Here is a 23,007-nt window from a genome sequence, read left to right as displayed (position 1 = left end):
CTGCGATCGATTGCAACTCTAACCCGGAAAGGTGGTGACAACCACATGCAGGTCAGCGTTCGCGACAACAACGTCGAACAGGCGCTTCGTGCTCTGAAGAAGAAACTTCAGCGCGAGGGGGTCTTTCGCGAAATGAAGCTTCGGCAGCATTACGAGAAACCCTCGGTGAAGCGTGCCCGCGAAAAGGCCGAGGCCATTCGCCGCGCCCGTAAACTGGCGCGCAAGAAGGCCCAGCGCGAAGGCGCGCTCTGACGCCTGAATACGCTGGCGGGGTAACCCGCACGATTTGAACCCCCGTGCCTCTGGCCCGGGGGTTTTCCTTTGTCGCAACAGGAAAGGGCGCCCCGCGGGGCGCCCGGTCATGTCTGCAGCTGCCCGGCGGGCTTACAGCGATTCGTCCAGCGCCTGAACGATCGCGTCGCCCATCTCGCTGGTCGAGACCGGGCTGCCGCCTTCCGGCCCCATCAGGTCGGCTGTGCGCAGGCCCTTGGCCAGGACCGCTTCGACCGCGCGTTCCAGCCGGTCTGCCTCGGCCCCTTGGTCAAAGGAATAGCGCAGCGCCATGCCAAAGCTGAGAATGCAGGCGATCGGGTTGGCCTTGTTCTGGCCGGCGATGTCCGGGGCCGAACCGTGGACGGGTTCGTACAGTGCCTTGGGTCGGCCATTGGCCATCGGCGCGCCCAGGCTGGCCGAGGGCAGCATGCCGAGGCTGCCGGTCAGCATGGCGGCGGCGTCTGACAGGATGTCGCCGAACAGGTTGTCTGTCACGATCACGTCGAACTGTTTGGGGTTGCGCACCAGCTGCATTGCGCCGTTGTCGGCATACATGTGCGACAGTTCCACGTCTGGATATTCCTCGTCATGGACCTTCTGGACAACCTCGCGCCACAGGATCCCCGATTCCATGACATTGGCCTTTTCCATCGAGCAGACCTTGTTGCGCCGCCGCCGCGCAAGCTCGAAGGCCGAACGCGCCACGCGCGCGATCTCGGATTCGGTATAGCGCTGGGTGTTGATGCCCACGCGCTCGTTGCCCTCGGTGAAGATGCCGCGCGGTTCGCCGAAATAGACGCCCGATGTCAGCTCGCGCACGATCATGATGTCGAGACCGGCGACGACGTCGCGCTTGAGCGACGAGAAATCGGCCAGCGCATCGAAGCAGACCGCCGGACGCAGGTTGGCGTAAAGATCCATTTCCTTGCGCAGGCGCAGCAGGCCGCGTTCGGGTTTCACCTCGAAGGGCAGGGAATCGTATTTCGGCCCGCCCACGGCCCCCAGAAGGACCGCATCGACCGATTGCGCCTTTTCCATCGTGGAATCGGCCAGCGGCGTGCCGTGCACGTCATAGGCCGCGCCACCGACAAGATCTTCGCTGACGTCGAAGGACAGGCCGCGCTTTGCGTCGAACCACGAGATGATTTTCCTGACCTCGGCCATGACTTCGGGGCCGATGCCGTCGCCGGGAAGAATGAGGATGGAGGGATTGGCCACCTTGCGGCTCCTTGCGCGTTGGGTTGCGTTCAGCTTCGCCTAGCCAATGGCCGCCATCGGGTCAAGCAGGACTGCCCCGCCTGCTGACGCAGCGTCGATGATGACCGGGGCGGGTTGATGCGTCATCTTGGCGCCAAAATCTGGGAGGCATCGATGACAACCTATCCGCATCTTCTGTCGCCGCTTGATCTGGGGCATGTGGTTTTGCCCAACCGGGTCATCATGGGCTCGATGCATACCAATCTGGAAGAGACGAAGGACTGGAACCGGGTGGCCGAGTTCTATGCCACCCGTGCGCGGGGCGGCGTTGCGCTGATGGTCACGGGGGGCATGGCGCCCAACGCCGAGGGCGCGGTCTTTCCCGGGGCGGCCGGCCTGTTTACCGAACAGGACATCGCCAATCATCGCGTCGTGACCGATCGCGTCCATGCCGAGGGCGGAAGGATCGCGATGCAGATCCTGCATGCGGGACGCTATGCCTATGGGCCGAACTGCGTCGCGCCGTCGGCGATCAAGTCGCCGATTTCGCCCTTCGTGCCCAAGGAACTGGACGAGGAAGGCATCGAGAAGCAGATTGGCGATTTCGTGACCGCCGCCCTGCGTGCCCGCGAAGCGGGCTATGACGGGGTCGAGATCATGGGCTCCGAAGGCTATTTCATCAACCAGTTCCTTGCCCTCAGGACCAACAAGCGCACAGATCGCTGGGGCGGGGCCTACGAAAACCGCATGCGGCTGCCTGTCGAGATCGTGCGCCGGACGCGCGAGGCGCTGGGCCGGGACTTCATCATCATTTATCGGATCTCGCTGCTCGATCTGGTGCCCGAGGGGCAGAGCTGGGACGAAGTCATGCGTCTTGCCCGCGCGATCGAGGAGGCGGGTGCGACCATGCTGAATACCGGTATCGGCTGGCACGAGGCCCGCGTGCCCACCATCGCGACCAGCGTGCCCCGCGCAGCCTTTGCCTGGGTAACGAAAAAGCTGAAGGGCAAGGTCGATATTCCGGTCGTCACCTCGAACCGAATCAACATGCCGGAAGTGGCCGAGGCGGTGCTGGCGGAGGGCTGCGCCGATCTGGTGTCGATGGCCCGTCCTTTCCTCGCCGACCCCGATTTCGTGCTCAAAGCGGCCGAGGGCCGGGCCGAGGAGATCGCGCCCTGCATTGCCTGCAATCAGGCCTGCCTGGACCACACGTTCCAAGGCAAGATCTCGACCTGCCTCGTCAATCCGCGCGCCTGCCATGAAACCGAGATCGTCCTGCGTCCGGCGGCCAAGCCCAAATCCGTGGCCGTCGTGGGCGCCGGCCCGGCAGGAATGGCTGCGGCGATTGCGCTGGCCGAACGTGGCCACCGCGTCACGCTTTTCGAGAAAGCCGACCAGATCGGAGGCCAGCTGAACCTTGCCCGCCGAATCCCGGGCAAGGAGGAATTCAACGCGCTGGTCGACTGGTTCTCGACGATGCTGGGCCGGCGCGGCGTCGAGCTGCGCCTGAACACCGAGGCGGGCGCAGAGCTTCTTGCGCCCTTTGACGAGGTCATCGTGGCAACCGGTGTCGTTCCGCGTGATCCGGGAATCCCGGGTCAGGATCGCCCCAATGTGCTGAGCTATGTCGATGTGCTTACCGGTGCCGAGGTCGGCGAGCGCGTCGCGATCATCGGCGCTGGTGGCATCGGCTTCGACGTGGCCGAGTTCCTGACCCACGAAGGCGAAAGCCCGACGCTGAACCTGCAGGAATGGCTGCGGGAATGGGGCGTCACGGACCCCGAGATCGCGCCGGGCGGACTGACCCAGCCGCATCCGCCGCGCCCCGCGCGTCAGGTCACCCTGTTGCAGCGCAAGGCCGAAAAGCTGGGCCGCCGGCTGGGCAAGACGACCGGCTGGATCCATCGGGCCTCGTTGCAGGCGCGCGGCGTGCGCATGATCGGCGGCGTGAATTACGAGCTGATCGACGAGGCCGGCCTGCATGTCAGCTTTGGTCCCGAGCGCAAGGATCCCCAGGTCATCGAGGCCGACACGATCGTGTTGTGCGCCGGGCAGAAGAGCCTGCGCGCGCTGGAACCCGCGATCGCGGCCATGGGCAAGCCCGTGCATGTCATCGGCGGGGCCGATGTGGCGGCCGAGCTTGACGCCAAGCGGGCGATCGACCAGGGCACGCGGCTGGCCATGACGATCTGATCCGCTGTCAAGGATTTGGAACGAAACGACGGAATTCAGGCATTTTGGTGCCGAACAATACCCCAGTCTTGTCCAGCGCAGATCGCAATGTTGCCCGAATTGCGCCCGATACATGATGACGGCGGTCATTATATAACGGGTGAAATCAATGGACCGACTGACAGAGATGGAAGCCTTTGCCGCGGTCGTTGATCAGGGAGGGTTCACGGACGCGGCCAAGAAGCTTGGCATTTCCAAGTCTGCCGTTTCGAAGCATGTCTCCTCGCTGGAGGCGCGGCTGGGCGCGCGGCTTTTGAACCGCACGACGCGGCGTGTCTCCCCGACCGAGATCGGCCTTGCCTATTACGACCGGGCGCGGCGCGTTCTGAATGACGCGGGCGAAGCGGATGCCCTGGTCACCGCGATGCAGGCCGCGCCCTCGGGCCTTTTGCGCATTTCCGTGGCGACAGATTTCGGCGTCAGTCTGCTGTCGCCCATTCTGGGCCGTTTCCTGCACCAATACCCGGACATTTCGCTGAACATGGTGCTGAACAACCGCTATGTCGAACTGATCTCGGAAGGCTTCGACATGGCGATCCGGCTGGGCGAAATGGAGGATTCCTCGCTGCGCGCCCGCAAGCTGTGTGAGACGACGCGGCGCATGGTCGGCTCACCGTCCTATTTCCAGAAGTTTGGACGCCCGCAGCGGATCGATGATCTGAACGAACACAAGCTGCTGCATTATTCCAACCAGGCCTCGGGCAATGTCTGGAAGATCACGGCGCCATCGGGGGAAAAGCGTCAGGTGCGCACGCAGGGCTGGCTGACCGTGAATGACGGCCAGTCGCTGTTGCAGGCGGCGATTGCCGGACTTGGCATCGCCTATCTGCCGTCCTTCCTGTACGCCGACGCGATGAAGCGGGGCCTTTTGGAAGATGCGATCCCGAGCCTGCCGAAAGAGACGCTGAGCGTCTATGCGGTCTATCCGCCCGGGCGCTTCACGCAGCCCAAGGTCCGGGCCTTCATCGACTTTCTGGCGGAAGCCTTTGCCGACAAGGGCCCCGACCTGTGGTGAAACGTCCCGGCAACGGGGCAATCCGTTGCCGCATGATTTCGATCGAGGACGGGCATGTCCTATCGGGGCGCGGTCAGCAACGCCTCGACCCGGCGATTCCGTGCCCGGCCTTCCTCGGTCATGTTCGAGGCGATCGGGCTTAGCCAGCCTATGCCGTTGGTCGCGATCTGGTCGGGATTGACCCCGAACCGATCGATCAGCGCGCGGCGCACGGCCTCGGCCCTCTTGCGCGAAATGACGACATTGGCCTCAAGCGGGCCATCGGCATCGGTGTGCCCCACAAGCGTGACGTGGCGGGCGCGATCCTCGTTCAGATAGGCGGCAAGCGCGGCAAGCGAGCGATAATCCCCGGGACGAAGCGAGGTTGTGCCCGATGCAAATTCCAGATCGTCCAGCACGACCCTGCCAAGCGCGACGAGCGTGTCGGTCACGGATCTTTCTGGATCCGCGGCGGCGTCATCGGCCGTGAAGCGCGCCCTGGCAAGCGGGGTGGGATCGGAAATCGGCGCGCCGACGCGGATCATCTGGACCCATGCGCTGTCGGCCGAACGGCTGACCAGCAGGCTGAAATGGTCCTTGGTCGCGCCCGCGTCGCGGCGCGCTGCCAGATATCGAAAATCGCCCAGATCGACATGCATGTCCGGCTCGGGCAGGATCTCGGTCGAATAACGGAAATCGAAGCCGCCGCAAGCTTCGGACTCGCATTCGAACAGGATCTCGAAGCCTTCGGCGACAAGCTGTTCGCGCAGGCGGTTCATCACGGCCAGTGTCGTCGTGTCACCTTCGCGAATGCGCCATGCGGTGCGTGTGACTTCGCCGCGTACCTCGATGGCGGGAAGTTTGCCGTCATGCCAGGGCCCGATGGGCATCGCATAGCTTTCCAGCGGCCGGACCTCCTCGGCCGTGGCATGGGCGCTGGGCGGCATGGACAATGTGGGTGCCGCGATGACCGGGGCGGGTGCCGCCAGAACCAATGCAGTCAGCAGACGTTTCATCGCGCCACCCCGTGATACTCGGGATTGGGCTGCATCCCGGTCGCCGAGGCGATGCGATTTGTCATGTTGAAAAAGCCGATGACCGAGGCAATGTCCCAGATGTCGCGGTCCGAAAACCCGACATCGCGCAGGGCCTGACGGTCGCTTTCCTCGATCTTGTGCGAGGACTGGGTCAGCTTTTCCGCAAATTCCAGCATCGCGCGCTGCCGTGCGTCGAGCGGCGCAACCCGCCAGTTCATGACCAGCGCCTCTCCCAGCGCGGGGTCGCCTGACAGCTGCCGCACCGCGGCCCCGTGCGCGACCTGGCAATACCAGCAGCGGTTCAACGCGGAAACGACGACCGCGATCATCTCGCGTTCCAGCTTGGACAGGCCACTTTCGCCCAGCATCAGGTCATTGTAGAAGGTGGTGAAGGTGTTGAGCTTTGCGATGTCGAAGGCATAGGCTTTCAGGACATTCGGGATCAGGCCAAGCTTTTCCTGGCACAGGTCGAAATACTTCCGGGTCTCAACCGGAAGAGGCTCGACCATGGGCAGGTCAAGCGCCGTCGGCTTGGCATCCATGTCCTTCAACGTGCCGTCATCCCCGTTTTCGTCCCCCCCAGACGATAGTGATATCCTGCCACAATCTGCATTCCCAAAGAAGAATACAATGTACAGGCAGCGGCGTTCGCGCGCGTGACGACGACAGATAACTGGCCTGCGCCGTGATCTTGTGCCCAATGGGCAGCCTTGCGCATGATGTTGACGGCGGATCCTTGCCGACGAAGTTGCGGCAGGACATGCAATGCGTGCAGCATGGCCGTTCCGTCGTGGATTGCGACAAAGGCCACGCCCGCGGCGCGGTCGCGGCTGCGGGCAAGGATCGCGGTCTTCGGGCCCTTTGCCCGCTGCATGACGGCCTGGCGTTCGGGACCAATGCCGCCTTCGGCCCAGATGTCCCGCATGACCGCAAGAGGCGGCCAGATTTCGAAGGCGGAAACAGGCGGGACCGGCCCGCACAATGGCACGCCGACGTCGAGCCGGGCGTGGAAGATGTGGACAGGATCGACCACGACGTAGCCGCGCGCCGCAAGCGCCGTGTCCAGCGCTTCCTCACCGGGGCGGATCATGAACAATGAAGGCTGGTCGAGGCGGGCATGCATGGCCTCGGCCGCCGCTATGTCCCGCGCATCCCACGGGCCGTCCAGCGTGGCCGAAGAGACACGCTTGCCGCCGCCCTGCCCTTGGCGCACGACAAAGGCACCGGCCCGGTGCAATGCGGCGGCCGGCCATGTCGCCTCGGTCACGGCAAACAGGTCGGTCATACGCGTGGATTGGGGAAGAGTTTGGCCAGCCGTGCCATTGCCGCGTCGATGCGGGCGGGATCGGTGCCGCGCACGACGATGTTTGACCCGTGGACCCCGTTCTGAATGAAGGGATAGGAGCCAAAGGACAGATCGGGGAATTCGGCGGCCAGTTCGGCCAGGGGCGTGGCGATCACGCCTTCGCCCTGCTCGACCCGCCAGCTTTGCGACATCAGTGGCTTGCCGCCGGTCAGGCGAGGCAGAAGCGATGCGACCATCGCCTTGAAGATGTCCGGCACGCCCGCCATCACGTGGACATTGCCCAGCGAGAAGCCGGGTGCCGCCGAGATCGGGTTTTCGATCAGCGTCGCGCCTTCGGGAATGCGCGCCATGCGCTGGCGCGCGGCGTTGAATTCCAGCCCGGCGCGGTCGTAATGGGCGGCCAGGATCGCGCGCGCATCCTCGCGGATCCCGATCGGGACACCAAAGGCGGCGGCCACGGCATCGGCCGTGATGTCGTCATGGGTGGGCCCGATCCCGCCCGAGGTGAAGACATGGTCATGAGCCTTGCGCAGGTCGTTGACCGCGCGCACGATCGCGTCGTGGTCGTCACGTACAAAGCGGGCCTCGATCAGGTCGATGCCCGCGCGGGCCAGCTCTTGCGCCAGGTGGTGCATGTTGGCGTCGCGGGTGCGGCCGGTCAGGATTTCATCCCCGATGATCAGGATTGCGGCTGTCGGATTCGGCATGGTTTCCCCCGTCTTTCCCAGCATCTTTAGGCTGGCGCGGGCGCGCGGGAAAGCCCCGGCTCTGGTCTTTGGCCCCGCAGTTCACTATCTACACCGCGAGATCAGGAAAGGAGCGACCCTTGAAGACTTCCCGTGGCCGAGTGACCAAGGACGGAATCCGCATCCATGAGCCGGAGGATTTTGCCGGAATGCGCGAAGCGGGTCGCGTCGCCGCCCAGATCCTGGACGAGGTCGCGCCGATGGTCGCGCCCGGTGTCACGACCGGCGCGCTGGACGATTTCATCCGCAACCGGATCGAGGAGCTGGGTGTGCGTTCGGCCACGATCGGCTATCGCGGCTATCAGCATGCCTCGTGCATTTCGGTGAACCACGTGGTCTGTCACGGCATACCGGGCGCCCCCATCCCGATGAGCCGGGACGAGACGATCTCGAAGGATCTCGAGAAGCGGCGTGCCGATGACGTGCTGCGCGATGGCGACATCCTGAATATCGACGTGACCGTGATCGTCGATGGCTGGTATGGCGATACCAGCCGCATGTATGTCGCAGGAAAGCCCAGCAAGAAGGCCGCGCGCCTGATTCAGGTGACCCATGACGCGCTGATGAAGGGGATCGAGGCCGTCCGTCCCGGCGCGACCTTTGGCGATATCGGCCATGCGATCCAGTCTTATGTCGAAAGCCAGCGTTTCAGCGTGGTGCGCGACTTCTGCGGCCACGGGCTTGGCCGTGTCTTTCACGCGCCGCCCAACGTGCTGCACTATGGCCGGCGCGGAACCGGGCCGGTGCTGGAAGAGGGCATGTTCTTCACGATCGAGCCGATGGTGAATCTCGGGCGGCCCGAAACCGAGGTTCTGTCCGACGATTGGACGGCGGTCACGCGCGACAAGCAGCTTTCGGCCCAGTTCGAACATTCCGTGGGCGTAACGGCCGATGGCTGCGAGATCTTCACGCTATCGCCTGCGGGCCTGTTCCATCCGACGTGGAAGGCCGCCTGATCGCGTCACAGGCCAAGAAGCCGCGGCAGGTCGGCCATGTCGGAAAACGGCGTGGCGCCTTCACTCGCCAGATGCTCGATCCGCCCGTGCGGTGCATAGCCCAGGCACGCCATCCCGGCGGCCGCGGCCGCGCGTGCGCCAGTCGCACTGTCCTCGACGACGATGCACGCGCCGGGGGGAACGTTCAGCGCGCGTGCCGCGTGCAGGTAAAGATCGGGCGCAGGTTTCGGCCGGGCCACATCCTCACGCGAAAAGATCCGCCCCTGAAGTCGTTGCATCATGGCAGGACGCTGGCCCAGGGTGACCTGCATCTTGCGATGGGGTCCGTTCGAGCCCACCGCATAAGGGATGCCCGCGCGATCGAGCGCATCGAACACATCCCCAACCCCCGCGACCAGGGGCGTGCCCCGGGCCAGCGCCGCGAACATTTCGTCATAGACGTCTTCGACCCAGGTCTCGGGCAGGGCAATGCCTTGCCGGTGGACGTGAGCGGCGATGCCCGCGATGGTGCCGCCGACGAAAAGGGCCGAAACCTGGTCCGGCGTAACCGGATAGCCATGGCGGCTGAGGTTGCGGGCGATCACCCGATCCGTGATCGGTTCGCTGTCCACGATCACGCCGTCGCAATCGAACAGCACGGCAGCCGGCCGCGGCAAGGGGCGGGTCATCCGGCCGCCCTGCATATGGTGATGATCGTGTCGCCATAGCGGCGCTGGTCGATCTGTTCGATGCCCGCCGGCGGCACCGGCGGGGTGCTTTCCTCCCACACGATCAAGGCCTGTGGCGTAAGCCAGCCGCCCTCGATCAGGGATGCCACCGCGCGCTCCCCCAAGCCCTGGCCATAGGGCGGGTCGAGGAAGACAAGGTCATAGCCCGGGCCGCGATTGGGGCCCATCCGGGTTGCGTCGCGGCGCCAGACATCGGTGACACCCATCGCCTGCATCTTCTCGATATTGCGCCGCAGCAGCGCGCGCGCCACCGCGCCGTCATCGACGAAGGCCACGCGCGCCGCCCCGCGCGACAGGGCTTCGAGCCCCAGTGCCCCCGTTCCAGCGAACAGGTCCAGCACGCGCGCGCCATGGACCGGATTGCCGTAGGGGCCGTTCGTCAGCAGGTTGAAGATGGCCTCGCGCACCCGGTCCGAGGTCGGGCGCAGCCGTGCCTGTTCGTCGCCCGGCCCAAGATCGGCCAGTTTCAGGCCACGCCGCGTTCCGCCGATGATCCTCATGCGCGCAACAGCGACTTGAGGTCGAAGCCCGGATCGGCCAGCCGGTCGGGGTCGGCCGTCTTTCCCGCCTCGATCAGGCGCTTGCCGATCATGTAGGCGCGCGCGTCGTTGACGGCATCAATGGCGATCAGGCGGTCGCCCCTGAAATACCAGAAGCTGACCGCGCCGCCTTCACCCTGCCGGGTCACGATCCGGTCATGGCCGGTGCCCAGCCCGGCGATCTGCAGCTTGACGTCATACTGGTCCGACCAGAACCAGGGCCGGGCCTGGTAGGGCGTGTTCGCGCCCAGCATGTTGATGGCCACGCATTCCGCCTGGTCGATCGCATTGCCCACGCTTTCCAGCCGGATACGCCCGCCCGCCCAGGGAAACGAGGCGCAGTCGCCCGCCGACCAGATCGCCGCGTCCGATGTGCGCCCCAGGGCATCGGTCCAGATGCCGTTCTCGATCGTCAGGCCGGCCTCCTGCGCCAGCTCGACATTGGGCAGGATACCAATGCCGACGATGACGAAATCGGTCTCGATCCGCTCGCCGTCATTGAGGATCGCGGCGCTGACATGGCCCTCGCCCTCCAGTCGTTGCAGCGTGGTCGATTCGCGGATCGTCACGCCATGGGCCTGATGCAGCGCGCGGAAATGGTCGGCGGTCTGCTTGCAAGCAACGCGATTGAGGATGCGCGGCGCCATTTCGATCAGCGTGACCTTCAGGCCCAGTTTCGAGGCGACCGCTGCGGCCTCGAGCCCGATATAACCGCCGCCGACGATCAGCACGCGGCGTCCGGGGCGAAACTCGGGCGCCATGGCATCGACATCCGCCAGCGTGCGCACGACATGCACGCCCGGCAGGTCGCCGCCGATTTCCGCCGCAAGGCGGCGCGGCCGTGCCCCCGTGGTCAGGGCAAGCTGATCATAGGGGATCTCCCGTCCCCCCGCGCGGACGACGCGGCGGTCGCGATCGATGGCGGTCGCCTGGTGTCCGGTGATCAGCTCGATCCCGTTTTCCTGCCAGAAGGAAGGCGCGCGCAGCCACAGCCGCTCGGCCTCCATCTCGCCCAGCAGATAGGCCTTTGACAGGGGCGGGCGCTGATAGGGCGGAACGGGTTCGTCGCCGATCATCGTGATCGGCCCGTCATGTCCCAGCGCGCGCAGTTTCGCGGCAAGCGACGCGCCCGCCTGGCCCGCGCCCACGATGACAATCCGGTCGCCCATGCGATGTCTCCTCTGGTCCAAGCTGGTGCGGAGGCTATATCGTTGGCTTGGGAAAACGCAATGTGAAGGACATCCAGATGACAATCAAACCCGGCGATCGCCTGCCCGATGCCACATTGATGCGCATGGGGGACAATGGCCCCGAAACCGTCCAGCTGTCCGACCTGGTCAAGGGCCGCAAGGTCGTGATCTTCGGGCTGCCCGGCGCCTATACCGGCACCTGCACCACGGCGCATGTCCCCAGCTTCATGCGCACCCGCGACAAGTTCGCCGAAAAGGGCGTCGAGGACATCATCTGCGTGTCTGTCAACGACCCCTTCGTGATGAAGGCCTGGGCCGAATCGACCGGGGCCGAGAAGGCCGGTCTGCTGATGCTGGCCGATCCCGAGGCGGCGTTCACGCGCGCGATCGGGATGGACTTCTCCGCGCCGCCCGTCGGCCTGATCAACCGCTCGCGCCGTTATGCCCTGATGGCCGAGGACGGTGTCGTTCGCGTGCTGCAGGTCGAGGACTCGCCCGGTGAATGCACGGTTTCGGCGGGCGAGTCGCTGCTCGAGGCGATCTGAGTCAGACTACGCGGCCTGATTGCCGGGCATCAGGATGGTTCGGGTCGGATAGGGAATGTCGATCCCTTCGGCGTCGAGCCGATCCTTGATCGCCCGCGTCAGGTCGCAGGTCGTATCCCACCAGTCGGCGCGATCCACCCAGGCACGGACCGCGAAATCGACCGAGGAATCGCCCAGGGCCTTGACCTTGATGAACGGTTCGGGATCCGCATGGACCCGCGGGTCGGCGGTGACGATGTCGCGCAGGACGGTTTCGGCCCGCTTCAGATCGGTGTCATAGCTGACGCCGATCGTCAGATCGACGCGCCGGGTCGGGTTGGCAGAATAGTTCACGATCTTGTTCGCCCAGACATCGCCATTTGGCAGGATCACCTGAAGGTTGTCCGCGGTCGCAAGCTCGGTGAAGAACAATGCGACCTCCCTGACCGTGCCCGAGACACCCGAGATCTCGACATAGTCGCCCACGCGAAAGGGCCGGAACAGGATCAGCATCACCCCCGCGGCAAGGTTGGAAAGCGTGCCCTGAAGCGCCAGGCCGATTGCCAGGCCCGCGGCACCGATCAGCGCCACCAGGGATGCCGTCTGGATTCCAAAGCGGTTCAGGATGAACACGCCGGCCAGTGCCAGGATGCCGTATTTGGCCAGGCTGCCCAGAAAGCCGAACAGGGTGGGGTCAAGCCGGGGATTTCGTTCGGGAATGCGCGTGATCCGGCGCCGGGCCCAGCCCGATGCGAAAAGCGCCACGATCAGGATGATGATCGCATAGACCACGTTCAAGGCCATCGCGATGGCCAGGTCGATGCGCTCTTGCGTCAGCCAGTTCGAAAGATCACCAAGTTGCAGATCCATTCCATCCCCTTACCGTTGTTCGTCGTCGTGTTGCGGGCGCGGATCGTCCCGCAACCCGCCTAACGGAACGCGGCACGGGGTCAAGGGGTTCCCGGTGTCATTCGGGCGCGGTGCCTCGCGCGGCATGTTCCTGGCACAGGCACGTGACCGGCGCGCCGTGGTCCCTCTGCACCTCGGCATCGCCCGCGATCCGGTCCATCGCGCGCGCCAGCTTCAGGTCCAGCGCGCTGAGGCCGCCGCAATCGTGGGTTGTCAGCGTGACATCCACCACGTTGTAGATGTTGGTCCATTCCGGATGATGGTTCAGCTTCTCGGCCTGCAAGGCGACGCGGGACATGAAGCCCCAGGCTTCCGAGAAGCTGCGAAACTTCCAGATCTTGCGGATCGCGTCGCGGCCCTCGACGGCGGCCCAGCCGGTTGCGCCCAGATCGGGCAGCGCGGCTTCGCGTTCCTCGGTGGTCAGGATTGTGGTCATGTGTTCCTCCATCCTATTCGCGGCCGGTCTCCTTGCGGAACGGGCCATAGTCGGTCAGCACTTCGATCTCGTGGTCGATCGCATCGCGTTCGGCCCGAAGATAGCGGGCGACGGCCTCGCGAAAACCGGGATGCGCGATCCAGTGCAGCGAGTGCACCGGGCGGGGCAGATAGCCGCGCGCCAGCTTGTGTTCGCCCTGCGCACCGGCCTCGACCCGGGTCATGCCATGTTCGATGGCATGTTCGATGGCCTGATAATAGCAGCATTCGAAATGCAGAAAGGGATGGTGTTCGATCGCCCCCCAGTAGCGGCCATACAGCGTGTCGCGCCCGATGAAGTTCAGAGCGCCCGCAACGGGTCGCCCTTCGCGTTCGGCCAGAACCAGCAGGATGTCGTCGCGCATGGTCCGGTGGACTTCGTCAAAGAAGGCGCGTGTCAGATAGGGGCGGCCCCATTTCCGGCTGCCCGTGTCCTGATAGAACGCCCAGAACGCGTCCCAGTGATGTTCCTTGATCTGATCGCCCGTCAGGCGCCGGATCGTTCCCCCGAAGGCCTGGGCCTGCGCGCGCTCCTTGCGGATCGCCTTGCGCTTGCGCGACGACAGTTCTGCAAGAAACCCGTCGAAATCGGCATAGCCCGCATTCTGCCAGTGGAATTGCTGCGTCACGCGGTGCAGCAGGCCGATGTCGGCACCGAACCGGGCCTCCTCTTGCGTGCAGAAGGTGACATGCGCCGAGGACAGGCCGTTGCGCTCGGCGATGGCAATCATGGCCTGCAGCAACGCGGCGCGTCCGGCCTGTTCCCAACCGGGCGCCGTCAGCAGGCGCCGACCCGTGGCCGGGGTGAAGGGAACCGCCGATTGCAGCTTGGGGTAATAGTTCCCGCCCGCGCGTTCGAACGCATCCGCCCATCCGTGATCGAAGATGTATTCGCCCTGGCTGTGGGTCTTGGCGTAAAGCGGCATGACAGCAACCATGCGACCCGCTGCGCGCGCAACCAGATGACATGGTTGCCAGCCCGTGCCCGGCCCGACGGAACCCGAACGTTCCAGGGCCGACAGGAAACGGTAGGTGGTGAATGGATCGCGCGGCCGGCCCTCTGCCGCTTCGGGACAGGCGCAGGCGTCCCAATCAGTCTCGGCGACGTCGCCAAGACCGGGGATCATCACGACCTCGATTGCCTCTGTGTCCATCGCACGCCCCCTGTGAATGCAATTGGGGCGGTGCCCGCATTCCGTCAAGCCTGCCGCGCGGGGCGGTAGCCTTCGAAGGTCACGTTCTGCGCGACGCGCCGGGCGGCTTCTTCTTCTTCGGGCGACCGAATCGTCCAGGTCAGGATATGTGCGCCCTTGTCGCGCAATTCGGCCACGCGCGGCCTGTCCAGATCTGATGCCTCGTGCGAGATGAAGCTGGCGCCGACGCGGTCGTAATCGGGGATGTCGCGCAACCGGTCGCGGGAGGCGGCGGGAAGCAGCGGCCAGTTCTCGGGCCGGTAGGCCGAAGTCACGAGGCCGCGCGCCACATCGGGGGCCGCGCGCGCCATGGCCTCGACCGTATTCGGATTGAATGACATCACGGCCACGGGGCCCCGATAACCGCGCAGCGCTTCGGCCACGGCGGCCTCCAGCGCACCGACATTCTCGCCCATCGCGCCGTCCTGGTCCTTTATCTCGATCAGCAGGGGCACGCGGCCTGCGATCAGGTCAAGCAATGCGGCAAGGGTCGGAACCCCCTCGTTCCCGCCCAGCAGGGGCAGGCCCTGAAGCTCGGCAGCCGTCATGCCGCGCGTGCGGCCCGCCCGACCGGTCAGCCGACGCAGGTCGTAGTCGTGAAACACCATCGGCACGCCGTCGGAAGAGGGCTGGATATCGCATTCGATGCCATAGCCGCCCGCGATCGCGGCGCGCGCGGCCGCCAGGGAATTTTCGGGAATTCCGGCCGCCAGATCGTGCAATCCGCGGTGGGTTATGGGCGCCTGCAGGAATTCGGGCGGCAGGGGGACGACGGCATATGGCATCAGTGCAGCTCGAAGATGGCCTCGATTTCCACCGCCACGCCCAGCGGCAGGGCCGGGGCCGAGACAGCGGCGCGGGCGTGGCGGCCAGACTCGCCGAAGACCTCGACCATCAGGTCGGAACAGCCGTTGATGACCTTGGGCTGGTCCGTGAAATCGGGGGTGGAATTGACGAATCCCGTCAGCTTGACGACCCGCGCGACCCGGTCGAGGTCGCCATCGCAGGCTGCCCGAAGCTGTGCGATCAGCGCCAGACCGCAGGCCCGCGCCGCCATCGCGCCCGCCTCGACGTCCAGATCGGCGCCCAGTTTGCCCTTGATCAGGCCGTCGGGGCCCTGGCTGATCTGGCCGGATACGAAGACCAGCTTGCCCACCTGCACGAAGGGCACGTAATTGGCCGCCGGCGCCGGTGCCTCGGGCAATGTCAGCCCCAGCTCGGCAAGGCGTGCTTCGATCTTTCCGGTCATGGTCATGGCTCCGTTGTTCTTGTGTAGCGCAACCTAGTCATGCTTCGTCCTGCGCGAAAGCCCGCGCGCGACCTGTTGATGACGAAAACGGAAGACTCATCCCTCGCGGAAGGCGCGGTTGAAGTAATCGGCAAGCGGTTTGACCAGATAGGCCAGCGGCGTGCGTTCGCCCGTGCGGACATAGACCTCGACCGGCATGCCGGGAATGATCGCCCGATCGCCAAGAAGCGCAATCTGGTCCGGGCCCAGAACGACCTCGGCCCGGTAATAGCTGACGCCGGTTGCCTGATCGGTCAGCGCATCGGCCGAGAGCCGCGCGACCTGGCCCGTCAGTTCCGGCGTCGTGCGGCTGTCGAGAGAAGAGAAGCGCAGGACGACCGGCTGTCCCAGCTGAACCTCGTCCACATGGATCGGCGAAATGCGCGCTGCGATCACCAGCGGCCTGTCCTGTGGGATCAGGTACATGACGGGATCGGCCGGGCGAATGACCGAACGCGGGGTCGTGACCTGCATCGCATGGACGATGCCGGAAACCGGGGCACGCAGTTCGAGCCTGTCGATCTGCTCGACAAGCGCGCGCCGGCGTTCGGCCAGTTCAAGTTCGCGATAGCCCAGGTCGCGCAGCTGGCTGTTGGCCTGTTCGCGCCGTTCGGCCCCAAGCTTGAGGATCGAGATGTCGATCTCGGTCATGCGCCCTTCGGCCTCGGCGCGAGCGGCATCCAGTTCGCCCGCGATGCCTTGCAGATTGGCCCGCTCGCGCTCCAGCGCCAGAACCCGGCCGACCTGCGTCAGGCCGCGATCCAGAAGCGATTGCAGATCGGCCAGTTCGGCTTCGATCAACCCAAGCTGCGTGTCGATCGACGCGCGCTGGGCCGCGATCCCGGCAATCTGGGCCTCGATCTGTCCGCGCCGGCGGCGCAATTGCTCGATCTCGTTCGCTTCGGTCTCTGCGCGCGCTTCGAACAGGCGTTGCTGGCCTGCCATCAGCTGGGCAATCTCGGGGCGGGTTTGCGCGGCCTCGACCAGTTCGGATGGAAAGCGGATGGACGTGTTGCCGTCACGCTCGGCCTCCAGCCGTCCGCGGCGCGCCAGGATTTCGAAGAACTGGGTCTCGACGATCGCAAGCTCCGATCGCAGAAGCGTACCATCCAGCCGCAGCAGCGGTGCGCCCTTTTCGACGTAATCGCCATCCTTCACCAGGATTTCGGCAACCACCCCGCCATCGGGATGTTGAATGACTTGCCGGTTCTGTTCGACCTCGACCCGTCCGGGCGCGACGACCGCGCCCGCGATCGTGGTGGTGACCGACCAGAGACCCAGCCCGCCGACCAGAAAGCCAAGCGCCACAAAGCCCGCAAGCAGCGGCCCGCGTACCGAGAACGCATCCTTCATGTCACGCCTCCGGGCCCCGTGGCGCGCGTGATGTCGCCCACGTTTCTGACCATCGCCTTCAGCACCTCGTCCCGCGGGCCCAGCGCGCGGCGTATACCCGAATCAAGAATCATCAGCTGGTCGCATTCCTGAATTGCGGCCGGCCGGTGTGCCATGATGATGACCGCGCCTTCGCTTTCCTTGACCGATCGGATGGCCGCGTTCAGCGCAAGCGAGCCTTCGTTGTCGAGATTCGCGTTCGGTTCGTCCAGGATCAGTATGACCGGGTCGCCGTAGAGCGCCCGCGCCAGTCCGATACGCTGGATCTGGCCGCCCGACAGGCGGCCGCCCGTCTGGCTGATCCGGGTGTCGTATCCGTCCGGCAGCTCGAGGATCATCCGGTGCGCCGCTGCGCGCTGCGCGGCCTTGATGACGGCTTCGGGGTCCGGATCGGGATCAAGGCGCGCGATGTTTTCGGCGATCGTGCCGTCGAACAGGGCCACGCGCTGGGGCAGATAGCCGATATGACGTCCCAGCGCGTCGGGATCGAATTGGTCGAGCGTTGCACCATCGAGCCGGATCGAACCCGCGGCGGGCGCCCAGAGGCCGACCAGAGCCCGCGCCAATGTCGATTTGCCCGCGCCGGATGGCCCGATGACGCCCAAGGCGCGGCCGGGTTCAAGCCGGAACGAGATCATGCGCAGCGTCGCCGTGGTCTGTCCTGGTGGCACGACCGAGAGCTGATTGACTTCGAGAACCGCGCGTGGGCGCGGCAGGGCCGTGCGCGGCTCGGGTTCGGGCACGGCACCCAGAAGGGCGCTCAGCCGTCGGCGCGCCGCGATCGCGCGCTGCAACAGCGCCCAGCCGCCAATCGCCTGTTCGATCGGCGCCAGGGCCCGCCCCATCAGGATCGACGCCGCGATCATGGCGCCGGGCGTGAGTTGCCCCTTCAGCACAAGGAAGGCGCCCGCCGCCAGCATCGCCGATTGCAGGAACAGTCTGAAGGTCTTGCCAAAACCCGAAAATGCGCCCGCGATATCAGTGGCGCGAACCCCATCCGCCAGCGCCTGTCGGCGCGCCCGCAGCCAGCGGCGCAGACTGGACCCACGCATGCCCAGGCTTTCGATCGTCTCGGCCTCGTCGCGAAAGCGGTCGGCAATCCGCTCGGCCTCGCGCTGGGCCTGCGCGGCCTCCAGGACCGGTTCGCGTGTCACGATCTGGTTCAACACGGCGGCCAGAATCAGGACGCCGCCGCCAATCAGCGCAACGGCGCCCAGCGCCGGGTGAAACACGAACACCGCCGCCAGAAAGACCGGCGCCCACGGGGCGTCGAACAGGGCCAGGAAGACGGGCGAGGACAGGAACTGCCGGATCGATTCCAGGTCGCGCCCGGCATTGGCCGCAACGCTATCGTTCGGGGCGACCGCCGCCCGGCGCAGTGCGGCGGTTTCGACCCGCGCATCCAGCCGGTCCTGAAGCCGCGCGGCCACCCGCGCCGCCACCCGCGCGCGCGCCAGATCCAGGATCCCCATCATCGCAAACAGCAGGATCACCAGCGCAAACAGCGCGGCAAGGGTTTCTTCCGATCGGCTGCCGAGAACGCGATCATAGACCTGAAGCATGAAGATCGGCCCGGTCAGCATCAGCAGGTTCACAAAGACCGAAAACAGACCGATCGCTGCAAACAGCGCCCGATCCTTTCGCACTGCGCGCGCAAGCTCGCGCTTGCCCTTGAACAATGCCTGCTGGATCATGTGGCCGCCATCCCGCGCATTTCCCCCTGCTTGTGCCCTGCCGCCGACGATCGGGGCAAAATGGCACGCGCCCTTGTCTCTGCCCTGCTTGGCCCTTAAGCCTTGTGACAGCCCCATTGTTGCATCCCGGCGTGAAAGTTAAAGCGAAAATGATTGGCAATTCATTGATCGATACCACCCGCGTTCGGCGGCTTGGTCTTGTGGCGATGGTCTCGGCCCTGCTGGTGTCCGGATGTACCCGCCCGCAGCCAGGAGCCGAGTTCAACGATCCGTTCGAAGAACAGAACCGCGCGGTTCATGCGGAAAACGTCGCACTGGACCGGACGCTGTTTGGCGGCGGCCGAAAGGACAAGAAGCCCTTTCTGCCCGAACCGGTTGCCGATGGCCTGATCAACGTCGCCGAGAACCTTGGCACGCCCTCGGATGCGCTCAACAGCCTGTTGCAGTTCCGCCTGAAGCCCGCGCTGACGAACACGCTGCGCTTCGCCATCAATTCCACCTTGGGGATCGGCGGCATCTTCGACCCGGCCAGCGAGATGGGGCTTTATGCCGAGGAAACGGATTTCGGCGAGACGCTGCATGTCTGGGGCGCGCCCGAAGGGGCATTCCTCGTCCTGCCCGTGATGGGCCCGACGACCGAGCGCGACCTGGCCGGCACCGTCGTCGATGCCGTCATCGACCCGCTGGGGCTTCTTACCGAAGCGCCTGAAAGCACCTATATCACCGGCATCAAGCTGGCCGGAAAGGTGCTCAAGCGGCAGAAATACGGGGATGCGGTGGATTCGGTCATTTACGACAGTGCCGACAGCTATGCGCAGATGCGGCTGATCTATCTGCAGAACCGCCATTTCGAGCTTGGCATCGAGGCCGATGTCATCGACCCCTACGAGGACCCCTATGCCAACTGACCTGACGCGACGTTCGACCCTTGGCCTGCTGTCTGCCGCCGCGTTCGCGGCGGTCTTGCCGGGGCGGGCCCTTGCATTGAACACGGCCGAAGCGCGCGAGCTGATCGAGCGCGCGATCGGCGAGGTGAACGCGGTCATCTCTTCGGGCAAGTCCGAAACGCAGATGTATGCCGAGTTCGAACGGATCTTCGAGCGCTATGCCGATACGCGATTCATCGCGCTCAGCGCCCTGGGCCCTGCGGGCCGGACCGCGTCAAAGGCCGATCTCGAAGCCTATATCAAGGCGTTCAAGGGCTATATCGCGCGCAAATACGGCAAGCGGTTTCGTGAATTCATCGGCGGCCGGATCGAGGTCGTCGATGCGCACCCGCTCAAGAGCTTCTACGAGGTGCGTTCGGTCGCGCATCTGCGCGGCGAAGCCCCGTTCCAGGTCGATTGGCACGTGTTCGAAAAGAACGGGAAACGGCTGTTCTTCAACATCATCATCGAAGGCGTGAACATGCTGGCGGCCGAGCGCACCGAGATCGGCGCGATGCTGGATCGGCGGCGCGGGGATGTCGGCGCGCTTGCACGGGACCTGCTGCGGGCAGGCTGATCGCTTGCCCCGCGTCGCGCCGGGCAGCCGTCAGTTGCCCAGGATCGCGCGCAACAGGTCGGTGATCGGATCGCCGCTCGTGCGCGGTGTGGCCTGTCGGCGGGGCTGTTCGCTGTAGGGTTCGGCAAGTGCCGGGGGCGGCAGGTCCTCGGGCCGGATCATCGGCAGCGGGCGTGGCGGCAGATCGGCCTCGATCCGTTCCATGACCTCGCGCCAGATTTCGGCGGGCAGGCCGCCGCCCGTCACGCCCGTCAACGGCGTGTTGTCGTCATTGCCCATCCAGACGCCCACCACGTAATCCGCCGTGAAACCGATGAACCACGCATCGCGGTAATCCGAGGTCGTGCCGGTCTTGCCGGCGGCCTCGCGCCCCTTCAGTCGCGCGCGCCGTCCGGTGCCCTGCTCGATCACCTGGGTCATCATGTAGGTCAGCTGCCGCGCCGCGCGTTCCGAGATCACCCGTTCGCCGATGCCACCGTCCTGTCCCATCAGGGGCGTCTCGTCCCCCTGCAGGCGCAGTTCCAGCACGCCATAGGGCCGGACCGAGGACCCGCCGTTCAGGATGCCCGCATAGGCGCCGGTCATCTCCAGAAGCGTGGATTCCGACGCACCCAGCAGGATCGCCGGGCCGGTGGACAGGTCCGATTGCAGCCCGAAATCGGCGGCAACCTGGCGCACGGCTTCGAGGCCCACGGCCTGGCCCACCCGCACGGTCGCGGTATTGACGGAATTGGCCAGGGCCTCGGTCAGGGTGATCATGCCGCGATACTTGCCGTCATAGTTCTTGGGCGACCATTCGCCCGAGCCCTTGACATAGACCGTCAGCGGCGCGTCCTCGACATAGGCATTCATGTCATAGCCCATGTCCAGCGCGGCGGCATAGACAAAGGGCTTGAAGGTCGACCCGACCTGCCGGCGCGCCTGCGTGGCGCGGTTGAATGCGCCCGATACCTTGGTCTGGCGCCCCCCGACCATGGCCCGCACCGCGCCATCGGCGGACATCACGACGATGGCGGCCTCGGCCCGTGATCCGGGCTTCACCCTGGTTTCAAAGACCGTTTGCAGGGCCTCCTCGGCGGATTTCTGGATCTTCTGGTCCAGGGTCGTCCAGACGATCACGTCCTCGGTGGTGCTGTCGCCCAGGAAGGCCGGGCTGCTGTCCACGACCCAATCCGCGAAATACCCGCCCGTGCGCTGTTCCGCGGCCTTGGAAAGACGGGCGGGATTGGCCAGCGCATCGCGATATTGCCGGTCGGTCAGGTAGCCCTGATCGTGCATCAGGCCCAGAACGACGGCGGCGCGGTCCTGCGCGCGCTTCAGGTTGGCGGTCGGCGCGTAATAGGACGGCGCCTTCAGCAATCCCGCCAGCATCGCGGCTTCGGCCGGGTTCACCTCGTTTGCCGATTTGCCGAAATAACGCTGTGCGGCGGCCTCGAACCCACGCGCGCCCGCACCCAGATAGGCGCGGTTCAGATACAGCGTCAGGATGTTGTCCTTGCCATAGCGGGCCTCCATGGCAAAGGAGAACGGCACTTCCTTGATCTTGCGCCACAGGCTGGAACGGCGGCAATCGGCTTCGTAATCAGCTTCGGATTTCCATTTGCTCTTGTCGTAAGGCACGCCGAGGCAGATCAGCTTGGCCACCTGCTGGGTGATGGTCGAGCCGCCATTGCCCTCGAACGGGCCGCGCCCCTCGGCCAGGTTGATCCGGATCGCGCCAAGGATGCCGCGCGGGCTGATGCCCAGATGGCGGTAGAAGCGCTTGTCCTCGGTTGCGATGATCGCATTCTTCAGATGCGGGCTGACCGTGTCGGCCGTGATCGTGCCGCCGAAGGTTTCGCCGCGCCAGGCAAAGACGCGCCCCTCGCGGTCCAGCATCGTGACCGATCCGCGCGTTCGGGCATCAATCAGCGAATCGATCGGCGGAAGCTGCGGATAGAAATACAGCGTCGCCAGCAGCACCACCAATCCGACCATCGCCGCGATGCGCCAGCCGATCGCCCAGATCGCCCGGGCGATGAATCTGAACAGGCCCGTAACCGCGCGCACAGGCCATGGTGCCCGGGACCCCTGAGACCGGGCGCGGCGGGTCGATCTGCGCGACGAGGCGGTCTTTTTCTTCGCGTTCGAAGATGTGCTGTTCGTCCGCCGTTCCGCCACAAGGGGGCGTTTCCTGCCGCCTGTTCCGTTCATTCCTGCCTGTTCCGCTGCTGACTGCCGATCTGCCGGTCTTGGCCCGGACCATACAGGGTCGCGCGGCGAATGTGGAGCCGTTCGGAAGCCGCCGCGCGTTATGCCGCTGATCAAATTTCAGGCATTTGCACGAAAATGTGCCGATCTGGTGGCGTATTGCGGATTCCCCGCCCTGTTCAGGCCCCCGCACATTGTCTTGCCGCGCCGCGGCATCCCCACTGGAAGCGAGGCCTGATGGGCCGTCAGCGAAGGAGAGGGATGTGAAATACGTCATAGCGGCAATCAAGCCCTACAAGCTGGACGAGGTGCGCGAAGCGCTGACCGCGATCGGCGTGCGGGGAATGATGGTAAGCGAGATCAAGGGCTTCGGCACGCAGTCGGGCCATACCGAGATCTATCGCGGCGCGGAATACGCGGTGAATTTCGTTCCGAAGATCAAGCTGGAGATCGCGGTCGCGGACGCGCTGGCCGAGGATGTGGTCGCCACGATCGCGCGGGTCTCGAAGACCGGCAAGATCGGCGACGGCAAGGTCTTCGTGCTGGACCTGAAGGACGCGATGCGCGTGCGCACCGGCGAAACCGGGGAGGACGCGCTGTGAACAACTCGACAAGCAAGGGGAAGATCCAAATGAAACTGAC

The 23,007-nt window shown here is 65.3% G+C and carries 24 protein-coding genes; 8 read left to right on the top strand and 16 right to left on the bottom strand.

The genetic code is table 11. The features are described from left to right. Positions 1-45 precede the first annotated feature (45 nt). Positions 46-252 (top strand): 30S ribosomal protein S21, encoded by a 207-nt coding sequence (gene rpsU / locus LV82_RS01655; protein WP_104068954.1) that lies wholly within the window; start codon positions 46-48, stop codon positions 250-252. Between the two features lie 132 nt (positions 253-384). Here the strand turns inward: rpsU and leuB are convergent, their stop codons facing one another. Continuing rightward, positions 385-1,491 carry a 3-isopropylmalate dehydrogenase gene (gene leuB / locus LV82_RS01650; protein ID WP_104068953.1) on the bottom strand — a complete coding sequence of 369 codons (1,107 nt, stop codon included), beginning with the start codon at positions 1,489-1,491 and terminating at the stop codon, positions 385-387. Positions 1,492-1,644: 153 nt separating this feature from the next. On the opposite strand from leuB, the gene LV82_RS01645 reads away from it, so the two are divergent. Next, positions 1,645-3,663 (top strand): NADPH-dependent 2,4-dienoyl-CoA reductase, encoded by a 2,019-nt coding sequence (locus tag LV82_RS01645; protein WP_104069284.1) that lies wholly within the window; start codon positions 1,645-1,647, stop codon positions 3,661-3,663. Positions 3,664-3,811: 148 nt separating this feature from the next. Beyond that, a complete protein-coding gene (locus LV82_RS01640) occupies positions 3,812-4,717 on the top strand; it encodes a LysR family transcriptional regulator (RefSeq protein WP_104068952.1) in 906 nt (301 codons plus the stop codon). Positions 4,718-4,776: 59 nt separating this feature from the next. Here LV82_RS01640 and LV82_RS01635 read toward each other — a convergent pair whose 3' ends face one another. From LV82_RS01635 to LV82_RS01620, 4 genes are read right to left on the bottom strand one after another with little or no spacing between them, the layout of a single operon-like run. Further along, positions 4,777-5,712: an OmpA family protein gene (locus LV82_RS01635; RefSeq protein WP_104068951.1), complete on the bottom strand. Its 936-nt coding sequence runs from the start codon at positions 5,710-5,712 to the stop codon at positions 4,777-4,779. Next, a complete protein-coding gene (locus LV82_RS01630; RefSeq protein WP_104068950.1) occupies positions 5,709-6,275 on the bottom strand; it encodes a peroxidase-related enzyme in 567 nt (188 codons plus the stop codon). The genes LV82_RS01635 and LV82_RS01630 overlap by 4 nt, the downstream gene beginning before the upstream one ends. A gap of 5 nt (positions 6,276-6,280) precedes the next feature. Then, positions 6,281-7,018, bottom strand: a complete 738-nt coding sequence (locus LV82_RS01625) for a GNAT family N-acetyltransferase (RefSeq protein WP_104068949.1) — start codon at positions 7,016-7,018, stop codon at positions 6,281-6,283. After that, on the bottom strand, positions 7,015-7,746 hold the full coding sequence (locus tag LV82_RS01620) for a competence/damage-inducible protein A (RefSeq protein WP_104069283.1): 732 nt from the start codon (positions 7,744-7,746) through the stop codon (positions 7,015-7,017). Before LV82_RS01620 ends, LV82_RS01625 begins: the two co-directional genes overlap by 4 nt. 119 nt (positions 7,747-7,865) lie before the next feature. Here LV82_RS01620 and map point away from each other — a divergent pair, with 119 nt between their 5' ends. After that, the gene (gene map, locus LV82_RS01615; protein WP_104068948.1) at positions 7,866-8,741 is read left to right on the top strand and encodes a type I methionyl aminopeptidase; all 876 of its coding nucleotides are present in this window, start codon (positions 7,866-7,868) and stop codon (positions 8,739-8,741) included. A 5-nt stretch (positions 8,742-8,746) separates the two neighbouring features. On the opposite strand, the gene LV82_RS01610 is transcribed toward map, so the two are convergent. The 3 genes from LV82_RS01610 to LV82_RS01600 are packed head-to-tail and all read right to left on the bottom strand — an operon-like array spanning position 8,747 to position 11,177. Beyond that, entirely contained in the window at positions 8,747-9,409 is a 663-nt protein-coding gene (locus tag LV82_RS01610) for an HAD family hydrolase (protein WP_104069282.1), read from the bottom strand. Continuing rightward, complete coding sequence (gene rsmD, locus LV82_RS01605; protein ID WP_104068947.1) at positions 9,406-9,969, bottom strand: 16S rRNA (guanine(966)-N(2))-methyltransferase RsmD; 564 nt, start codon at positions 9,967-9,969, stop codon at positions 9,406-9,408. Before rsmD ends, LV82_RS01610 begins: the two co-directional genes overlap by 4 nt. Beyond that, entirely contained in the window at positions 9,966-11,177 is a 1,212-nt protein-coding gene (locus tag LV82_RS01600; protein ID WP_104068946.1) for an NAD(P)/FAD-dependent oxidoreductase, read from the bottom strand. The genes rsmD and LV82_RS01600 overlap by 4 nt, the downstream gene beginning before the upstream one ends. A 77-nt stretch (positions 11,178-11,254) precedes the next feature. Here LV82_RS01600 and LV82_RS01595 point away from each other — a divergent pair, with 77 nt between their 5' ends. Next, positions 11,255-11,743 (top strand): peroxiredoxin, encoded by a 489-nt coding sequence (locus tag LV82_RS01595; RefSeq protein ID WP_104069281.1) that lies wholly within the window; start codon positions 11,255-11,257, stop codon positions 11,741-11,743. 6 nt (positions 11,744-11,749) lie between these two features. Here the strand turns inward: LV82_RS01595 and LV82_RS01590 are convergent, their stop codons facing one another. The 7 genes from LV82_RS01590 to LV82_RS01560 all read right to left on the bottom strand — a co-directional run bounded on the left by LV82_RS01590 (position 11,750) and on the right by LV82_RS01560 (position 18,672). Beyond that, positions 11,750-12,592, bottom strand: a complete 843-nt coding sequence (locus LV82_RS01590; protein ID WP_104068945.1) for a mechanosensitive ion channel family protein — start codon at positions 12,590-12,592, stop codon at positions 11,750-11,752. Positions 12,593-12,689: 97 nt separating this feature from the next. Continuing rightward, the gene (locus tag LV82_RS01585; protein WP_104069280.1) at positions 12,690-13,067 is read right to left on the bottom strand and encodes a 4a-hydroxytetrahydrobiopterin dehydratase; all 378 of its coding nucleotides are present in this window, start codon (positions 13,065-13,067) and stop codon (positions 12,690-12,692) included. A 13-nt stretch (positions 13,068-13,080) separates the two neighbouring features. Next, positions 13,081-14,259 (bottom strand): GNAT family N-acetyltransferase, encoded by a 1,179-nt coding sequence (locus LV82_RS01580; protein ID WP_104068944.1) that lies wholly within the window; start codon positions 14,257-14,259, stop codon positions 13,081-13,083. 44 nt (positions 14,260-14,303) lie between these two features. After that, positions 14,304-15,083, bottom strand: a complete 780-nt coding sequence (locus LV82_RS01575; protein ID WP_104068943.1) for a glycerophosphodiester phosphodiesterase family protein — start codon at positions 15,081-15,083, stop codon at positions 14,304-14,306. Beyond that, positions 15,083-15,547 carry a RidA family protein gene (locus LV82_RS01570; protein WP_104069279.1) on the bottom strand — a complete coding sequence of 155 codons (465 nt, stop codon included), beginning with the start codon at positions 15,545-15,547 and terminating at the stop codon, positions 15,083-15,085. Before LV82_RS01570 ends, LV82_RS01575 begins: the two co-directional genes overlap by 1 nt. A gap of 96 nt (positions 15,548-15,643) precedes the next feature. After that, complete coding sequence (locus tag LV82_RS01565) at positions 15,644-16,939, bottom strand: HlyD family type I secretion periplasmic adaptor subunit (RefSeq protein WP_104068942.1); 1,296 nt, start codon at positions 16,937-16,939, stop codon at positions 15,644-15,646. Further along, positions 16,936-18,672 (bottom strand): type I secretion system permease/ATPase, encoded by a 1,737-nt coding sequence (locus LV82_RS01560; RefSeq protein WP_104068941.1) that lies wholly within the window; start codon positions 18,670-18,672, stop codon positions 16,936-16,938. The genes LV82_RS01565 and LV82_RS01560 overlap by 4 nt, the downstream gene beginning before the upstream one ends. 164 nt (positions 18,673-18,836) lie before the next feature. Between LV82_RS01560 and LV82_RS01555 the strand changes: the two genes are divergently transcribed. Together LV82_RS01555 and LV82_RS01550 are read left to right on the top strand one after the other, a co-directional pair. After that, positions 18,837-19,580 (top strand): MlaA family lipoprotein, encoded by a 744-nt coding sequence (locus LV82_RS01555; RefSeq protein ID WP_245873029.1) that lies wholly within the window; start codon positions 18,837-18,839, stop codon positions 19,578-19,580. After that, complete coding sequence (locus LV82_RS01550) at positions 19,570-20,175, top strand: ABC transporter substrate-binding protein (protein ID WP_104068939.1); 606 nt, start codon at positions 19,570-19,572, stop codon at positions 20,173-20,175. The genes LV82_RS01555 and LV82_RS01550 overlap by 11 nt, the downstream gene beginning before the upstream one ends. A 30-nt stretch (positions 20,176-20,205) precedes the next feature. On the opposite strand, the gene LV82_RS01545 is transcribed toward LV82_RS01550, so the two are convergent. After that, positions 20,206-22,368 carry a transglycosylase domain-containing protein gene (locus LV82_RS01545; RefSeq protein WP_104068938.1) on the bottom strand — a complete coding sequence of 721 codons (2,163 nt, stop codon included), beginning with the start codon at positions 22,366-22,368 and terminating at the stop codon, positions 20,206-20,208. Between the two features lie 260 nt (positions 22,369-22,628). Here LV82_RS01545 and LV82_RS01540 point away from each other — a divergent pair, with 260 nt between their 5' ends. Beyond that, positions 22,629-22,967: a P-II family nitrogen regulator gene (locus LV82_RS01540; RefSeq protein ID WP_104068937.1), complete on the top strand. Its 339-nt coding sequence runs from the start codon at positions 22,629-22,631 to the stop codon at positions 22,965-22,967. The last annotated feature ends 40 nt before the right edge of the window (positions 22,968-23,007 follow it).

The sequence above is a fragment of the Albidovulum inexpectatum genome, from assembly GCF_002927635.1.
Classification (GTDB): domain Bacteria; phylum Pseudomonadota; class Alphaproteobacteria; order Rhodobacterales; family Rhodobacteraceae; genus Albidovulum; species Albidovulum inexpectatum.
Note: the sequence above shows the minus strand (reverse complement) of the source record. Positions and strands in the feature narration are given on the sequence as shown.